Here is a 6349-nt window from a genome sequence, read left to right as displayed (position 1 = left end):
ATACTCAGGTTTTGGGTTAAAGTTTCACTAAGTCTGTTAAAGTTTGGCATGGTCTGATTCGTCTTAAAAATTACTATTATGCCTTTGCTTTAACAGACTTTTTTGTTTTTTTGTCGTGTGCAGAGAATAACTTTATAAGCTGACGATGATGCAGCTTTACCATCAAAGCTAGTATCTGCGCCTTTGGTATTACTTGACTGTAAAGCAAGTAATACATCTCCATCTTTAGTTTCATAACCGGCATAAACTGTATTTTCGTTATTACTATCATACTGCTTAGCTAAAACTGATTCGACAGGAAATTCACTATCATTGACCCGTTCAGTAGAGCATGATGACAACATTGTGGCAGTTGTAATAGAGATAGAAAGGGCTACTAATTTATTCATATTTTTAGCTTCTTGATAGATAACTGCGAATAGTTGCGATTGATTATGAGCCGTCATAAGCTGCAATCATTTTTAATATTGTGATTTTTGATGCATAAACGAGATACAGAAAATAGTAGATTATACTAACGGTTTTACGACAGGTGAACCACTACTTTTGAACAGATATAACGACACTTTGTTGTTAAAACTGTTGTCAAAGTAATAGCTTTAAAAGTGAGAATTTTCGAAATTAGTAGCGATATAAGAGAAAGTTCGAAGCCTGTATAGCGCACCGATCATAGATAGAATATGTATGGTAAGTACACCATAAAGTACACTGTGCCTATCTCAGCAATTCAAAACCTTGATGCCATTAGCCTATAGCCCTATGTTCAAGTCCTCACTAGGGTACCGCATCCTTTTCACTCTATAAAATCCATAAAACGCCAAAACCAGTAATAAAAGAATGCTATAAATATAATAAAACCCATATTCATATACGTATTCATACCCTTTATAGTGTCCAAAGTCCCTTTATAAGTGATCACCTCCTTAATTCCAGCTTCGACATCTTCCACATTAAGACTTACCATCTGTCTAATTCCATTATGGAACCCTAGAAAATCTTTCTGTATATACCACCCTATCACGGCTTTTTTACCTTCAATCGGTTCTAAATATTCTTTGCCAAAACAAGAGGGGTCAGTATCAAAAGCTGAATAGCTGCACCCATATACTTCTTTACGGTTAAGATTACTGAGATCTAACAACATAAAAATGTGATTTCCCTCACCTACGTCCAAACTGCCTACAATACCTTCGCTATAATTAAGCTCAGACTCTAAAGGGAAGTCTCTACCTTGCCAACTCAGTATTGCCCAGGCTATTAGCCCTATCCAAGTTAATAGAAGAATGACTATTTGAACTTTTCTAGTTAATGTTAATACTTTGAATTGTTTCAGTCGTTTTGTTAAGTGTTTCACTTAATATCAAGCCCTTTTACTAAATCGGCCATTAAATCCTTATCCGTCTGTCTAGTCAAAAAATCCAACAGATTATCGGCTGTATATTCCCTTAAACCGTCTACTGAATCCTTCTCTAAAGCATCTACAAGAAAAGCACCCAGTAGTATTTTTTGCCGTGTTAGCTTCTTATCTAACTTCTGCTTCTCTCTATTTATCTTAAGCTCAAGCTCATTGATCTTCTGCTGTTCTTTTAGATCATTACCACCAAGTAAGCTCATACCCTTCTCCTAGATTATCAAATTATTTACTTACCTAACTATAGCAACTTCGCCAATACCTAACAACAGTTTATGATATAGTTATTTGACAGATGGTTGCGTCCCACTGACTAAGTGCGAGTTTTCGACTTCACAAATGTTTATTACCTACGGCAATACATTTATGAAGTCAAAACATCGGCAGGGGTAAACCCCCACACCCCCAACACTACAAAAAGACGTAGTGCCAAAAACCTAAAAACTGAGCTTGTAGAAATGGCTATTTTTATCGCATCGACTAAATCAATATCTCGAAGTAACGGACAAAGTGCTGTTGCCAGTGCGAGCTATCGCGCAGGGGTAGAACTAGAAGATAAGCGATACGGTAAGACCCATGATTATTCAAAAAAGCATGGGGTAATAAGTGCCGATATTATTTTGCCGACAGCGTTGGCTGCTGCCAACGCTGATATTGGTCGTAGTGATTTATGGAACAAAGCGGAAGCTGCCGAGAAGCGCAAGGATGCGCGTGTGGCTCGCGAATGGCTGGTCAATCTACCGCATGAATTGAGCGCAGAAGACCGAAAAGAGCTAGCGCATACCTTCGCCCAGACACTAGCCGATCGTTACGGTACGATTGCCGATTGTGCTATTCATCAACCGACACAAAAAGAGATTGATCGGGGCGCAGACCCTCGCAACTTCCATGCTCATATCATGTTCACTACTCGTACCGCAGAGATTGACGATAACAACGAAATCCTACTGACCGACAAAGCGACCATCGAGCTATCCGATAATAAGCGGCGTTCGCTTGGCATGGAACGCGTGAGCCATGAGATCAAAGAGGTTCGCCAAATATGGGAGCATATCGCCAACGAAAAACTAGCCGAGCATGACCATAAATTGATAGATAGTCGCAGCTATGCCGCGCAAGGGATTGATATTGAGCCACAGCTCAAAATGGGGTCAGTCGCTACCAAGCTAGAACGTGACAAATACGAACGAGAGCTAAAAAAAGCAGAGCAAGCCAAAGAAGAAGGTAAGCATTACGAGATTGATAAAACGCCAGCAACACAGCTCGGCACCATCAACGAAATAATCAACGAGCGTAACGAGCTGGTGTGGGACGTAGCGCTTACCAAAAATCAGATGGTAAATGATGCCGCTGATGCCATTATCTTGAATGGTCATAAGATTGAAGACGTTGAACACAGCACACCGCCACCAGTACAGGCGATCCATAATGATTTACCCATGCCAAGCAGGACAACCACAGCAGATGACCCTATCAAAGAGCCTGAACCGCCACCTGCGCCAAAGCCTAAAGCACCCACGCTAGACGCGGTGGCACAAGCTATGGCGATGGCAAAGGGCATTAAGACTAAGCGCGAGAATGAGCAAAAACAAAAAGAGGTAGCATTGGAGCAGCAGCGACAGCGCGACCTTGCCGAACAACAAAAACGTGAACAAGCCGAACGTGAGCGCGTTGAACAGGCACGAGCCGACAGAGCAAGGCAGCTTGCGCTTGAAAACAAGCAATTCCTTGCCGACAAAAAATCACTGTATGCAGCTGTAATGGCACAATTGGAACAGCATACGCAGAAAGGGATTGATCCAAACAGCAAGACCGGCAAACTTATTTTAGCGATTTCAGTCGCTAATGAAGTCATGCACAGCCTCGATAAATACACGGATAACCCAAACACCACACAAAGACAGCGCGAGCTTGCGTCAAATGAGCGTGGCGCGTTAACGGACTTAGTTAACGACAAATCACAGCAAGCATTGAATGAGATTAAAAATATACACTATACCAGTGAGCGTAAAACGCACACAGCAGCCCTACAAGGCGTTTTAAGTGAATTTGTAGACAATCACAGCCAAACCATCGAAAAAACTCAGAAGCAAGCACTACAGAGCGTCCAAAAAGAGATTACAGACTACAGTAACGAGATTAATCGCAGCCGCAGCTATGGATTAGGAAGATAAAAATGTCAGAGACACCCAACCTTGAAGACCTACTTACCGCCATTGCCACATTGACAGAACATAATACCGCCTTGTTAGAAAAAATAGAGGCAACAGATCAAGCCACCAAAGACAGAGACGCAGCAACCGCCAAGCTGGTAAACAATCTAACAGCTCAGCTCAAGGATTATCAAGAACGAGAGAATGTCATCAAATCAGCGATTGCTATTGGTGCGGCTAAAGAGGTTAGCAAAGAAGTGTCTGCGGTGCTGAATCACTACCATAACCAGTTAACGCAAGGCGTTGGTGGTCATGTTGAAAAGGCGAATCATCACTTAGTACAAACCGTGAACCTAGCCACCACCAGTATTAATGATTTAGCCCTATTATCGTCAGATATGAAAAAAACCTTTGATGCCAACTTTAAGAGTTTAAGCTTTTTTTCTACTGAGTTTGAGGAACAAAATCGGCAATTAGCCAATGATGCCAAAAACACGTTAATCAGTGTTAGAAAGGAAGCTAGAGAAGGCGCTGAACGATACACCAAAGAGTTATCAGATGAGTTTGCTAGATCACTAAGTTGGAAGGCTGCTGGTCTGGTAGGTGCTATATGTGCTTGTATATTTGCTCTTACTTTATTTTCTGTTTGGTTACTTGTGCCTAGCAAAGCAGACATTGCAGAGCGTCAAACTAAATACAATAGTTTAGCAGCAGCTAAGATTGCTCATAATGTGGTTAACGGTCCAGATGGTGAATTTTATGCGAGAGTCACTCCGAATACTTGCTTTACAGGTACAGATAAGTATCGATACTGCAAATTTAGATAGGTAAAAGCTCTTGTTCTTTTAGTTAATAAAAAAAAGAAAAAAGGTTTTTAATGCTTTTAATGCTTTTAATGCTTTTAAGTCCGCTACATCCCTTGGTATTAAAGGCACTCACGACCCATAGAACGTAGTTTACTTACCCATAGAACGTAGTTTACTTACCCATAGAACGTAGTTTACTTACCCATAGAACGTAGTTTACTTACCTTATAACGATATCTATTTATTTATCGTTATAATGGTGCTATATTATTTATCGTTATATAGTTAGAGGGGCTAAGTTGATGAAACCAAGTGTGAATGCAGGTAATAATAAGATGGATCTTATAGTTAAGACAAACAGGCTAAATACAGCAATCCAAAATCTTACGCTTGCTGAAATAAGATTGGTTCAGTTGGCTATCATAGACAGCAGAGAGAAAAATGAAGGTTTATCAGCCGATAAACCTTTAACTATAAAAGCCTCAAGGTACGCTGAAGCGTTTGGAACGACACGACAGGGTGCTTATGACGTACTTAAAAAAGCAGAAGAGAACCTATTCGAGCGTAGGTTTACTTTTTTAGACGAAAACGATGGTTATCCCGTTAAGTCCCGTTGGATAAGTCAAGCAAAGTATAAGCAGGATAAAGGTACTATCGAAATTATATTTACGCCTGCGGTAGTAAATGAAATAACACGTATAAATGGTATAGAACAGTTTTTTACTAAGTACACGTTAGAACAAACATCGATGCTCAACAGCATGTATTCAGTACGTTTGTATGAACTTCTAATACAATGGCGTGAAGCCAAAAAGACCCCTTTATTTGGCTTAAAAGTATTTAGGGGGCAACTTGGAGTGGATGATGATGAATATGAACGGATGTGTGACTTCAAATCTGGTGTTTTAAACAAAGCTATTAAAGAAATTAATAAGCACACTGATATCAAAGTTAGCTATGAGCAAGAAAAAGATGGTAAAAACATTATTGGGTTCAAATTTAAGGTACTCTCAAAAAGCAAACCGAAAAGCAGTACACGACAAGGTATTAGTAGAGACGTAGATACAGCTGATATGTTTACGGTTGAAGATCTAAATGATAAACAGCTAGGACGTATTGCTCGTAACCCTCAGTTTATTACTGACTATAATCACATGGTTACCCCTACTAGCCCAGCTGGACAGTCGCAGCAAGGATGGGAGTTTGAAATGATTAATCGCCTTAAAAAAGACGCTTCTCAATTTAAAAAACGTCCAATCAGGGATTATTTAGAGTATTAATGCTAGCGGTCTATTATAAGTGGTTCCATTATAGCAGTCTGTTTTAAGTAGTCTGTTAATAGGTTTGAAGAGTGAATTAGCTGGTTCCCTTGGGGTATACTCCAAGGGAACTTTAAGAAAACCATCCCTACTGCGTGTTATTGACTAATAAAAACAACGTTTTTTATGGTATCGCCATCAGGCAAATCCATATCTGTTTTATGTCTTATAATATTGCCTTTCAAATCAATCTCAGTACAGAATGAGCCTGACGTCTCATGCTTATCTTTGTCTACAAAAGAACTTTTAATATTTTCGCAAAGCCATGCAGTATTGGCACTGGCTGACTTCAAAGACCATTCAGATACAGAGTCGGATACTTTGTTTTTTTCAGTGCTATCGGTATAGGTAGTTGATTTTGTAAGCTCACCTGACTCGCCAATCTTCGCAGTTTTTGGAATAATACCGTGACTGGTTGCTGCTTCATACTCACCATCGTCTGTTAATGACCCTAAATACTTAAAGGGTGAAGCTTGAAAGTATGAAAACCCTTCAGTTTTATTAAGCTCAACACCATCTAGGCTTATAATAACTTTCTCTGCACACGACAAAAAAATCATCCCCACCCGATTTTCATAGGTTTAGGGGTTAAAAAGCTAACTAACTGTCGAAATACAGTCTTATCATTGTTAAAGAACACCAAGTGAAGGCCCTCAATCA

The 6349-nt window shown here is 39.8% G+C and carries 7 protein-coding genes; 3 read left to right on the top strand and 4 right to left on the bottom strand.

Features of this window, described 5'->3' with window-relative positions:
* Positions 1–89 precede the first annotated feature (89 nt).
* The 3 genes from JMW94_RS14410 to JMW94_RS14400 all read right to left on the bottom strand — a co-directional run bounded on the left by JMW94_RS14410 (position 90) and on the right by JMW94_RS14400 (position 1614).
* Positions 90–446, bottom strand: a complete 357-nt coding sequence (locus JMW94_RS14410; RefSeq protein WP_201604863.1) for a hypothetical protein — start codon at positions 444–446, stop codon at positions 90–92.
* A 347-nt stretch (positions 447–793) separates the two neighbouring features.
* Positions 794–1354, bottom strand: a complete 561-nt coding sequence (locus tag JMW94_RS14405; RefSeq protein ID WP_201604862.1) for a hypothetical protein — start codon at positions 1352–1354, stop codon at positions 794–796.
* Positions 1351–1614, bottom strand: coding sequence for a mobilization protein MobS (locus JMW94_RS14400; protein WP_201604861.1), 264 nt, complete (start codon positions 1612–1614; stop codon positions 1351–1353). The genes JMW94_RS14405 and JMW94_RS14400 overlap by 4 nt, the downstream gene beginning before the upstream one ends.
* A gap of 255 nt (positions 1615–1869) precedes the next feature.
* Between JMW94_RS14400 and JMW94_RS14395 the strand changes: the two genes are divergently transcribed.
* The 3 genes from JMW94_RS14395 to repM all read left to right on the top strand — a co-directional run bounded on the left by JMW94_RS14395 (position 1870) and on the right by repM (position 5650).
* Complete coding sequence (locus JMW94_RS14395; protein WP_201604860.1) at positions 1870–3585, top strand: MobA/MobL family protein; 1716 nt, start codon at positions 1870–1872, stop codon at positions 3583–3585.
* 2 nt (positions 3586–3587) lie between these two features.
* Positions 3588–4391, top strand: a complete 804-nt coding sequence (locus JMW94_RS14390) for a hypothetical protein (RefSeq protein WP_201604859.1) — start codon at positions 3588–3590, stop codon at positions 4389–4391.
* A gap of 281 nt (positions 4392–4672) precedes the next feature.
* On the top strand, positions 4673–5650 hold the full coding sequence (gene repM / locus JMW94_RS14385; RefSeq protein WP_102076202.1) for a replication initiation protein RepM: 978 nt from the start codon (positions 4673–4675) through the stop codon (positions 5648–5650).
* A gap of 137 nt (positions 5651–5787) precedes the next feature.
* On the opposite strand, the gene JMW94_RS14380 is transcribed toward repM, so the two are convergent.
* Entirely contained in the window at positions 5788–6240 is a 453-nt protein-coding gene (locus JMW94_RS14380; RefSeq protein WP_201604858.1) for a hypothetical protein, read from the bottom strand.
* Positions 6241–6349 lie beyond the last annotated feature (109 nt).

The organism is Psychrobacter immobilis (assembly GCF_904846185.1).
In the GTDB taxonomy this organism is placed as follows: Bacteria; Pseudomonadota; Gammaproteobacteria; order Pseudomonadales; family Moraxellaceae; genus Psychrobacter; species Psychrobacter immobilis_B.
The sequence above is the reverse complement of the archived record's forward strand: the minus strand, read 5'-3'. Positions and strand labels throughout refer to the sequence as shown.

Excerpts from the sequence above, each read along its gene's own strand:
- JMW94_RS14410 (WP_201604863.1), bottom strand. The coding sequence starts at position 446 with ATGACGGCTCATAATCAATCGCAACTATTCGCAGTTATCTATCAAGAA.
- JMW94_RS14400 (WP_201604861.1), bottom strand. The coding sequence starts at position 1,614 with ATGAGCTTACTTGGTGGTAATGATCTAAAAGAACAGCAGAAGATCAAT.
- JMW94_RS14395 (WP_201604860.1), top strand. The coding sequence starts at position 1,870 with ATGGCTATTTTTATCGCATCGACTAAATCAATATCTCGAAGTAACGGA.
- JMW94_RS14390 (WP_201604859.1), top strand. The coding sequence starts at position 3,588 with ATGTCAGAGACACCCAACCTTGAAGACCTACTTACCGCCATTGCCACA.
- repM (WP_102076202.1), top strand. The coding sequence starts at position 4,673 with ATGAAACCAAGTGTGAATGCAGGTAATAATAAGATGGATCTTATAGTT.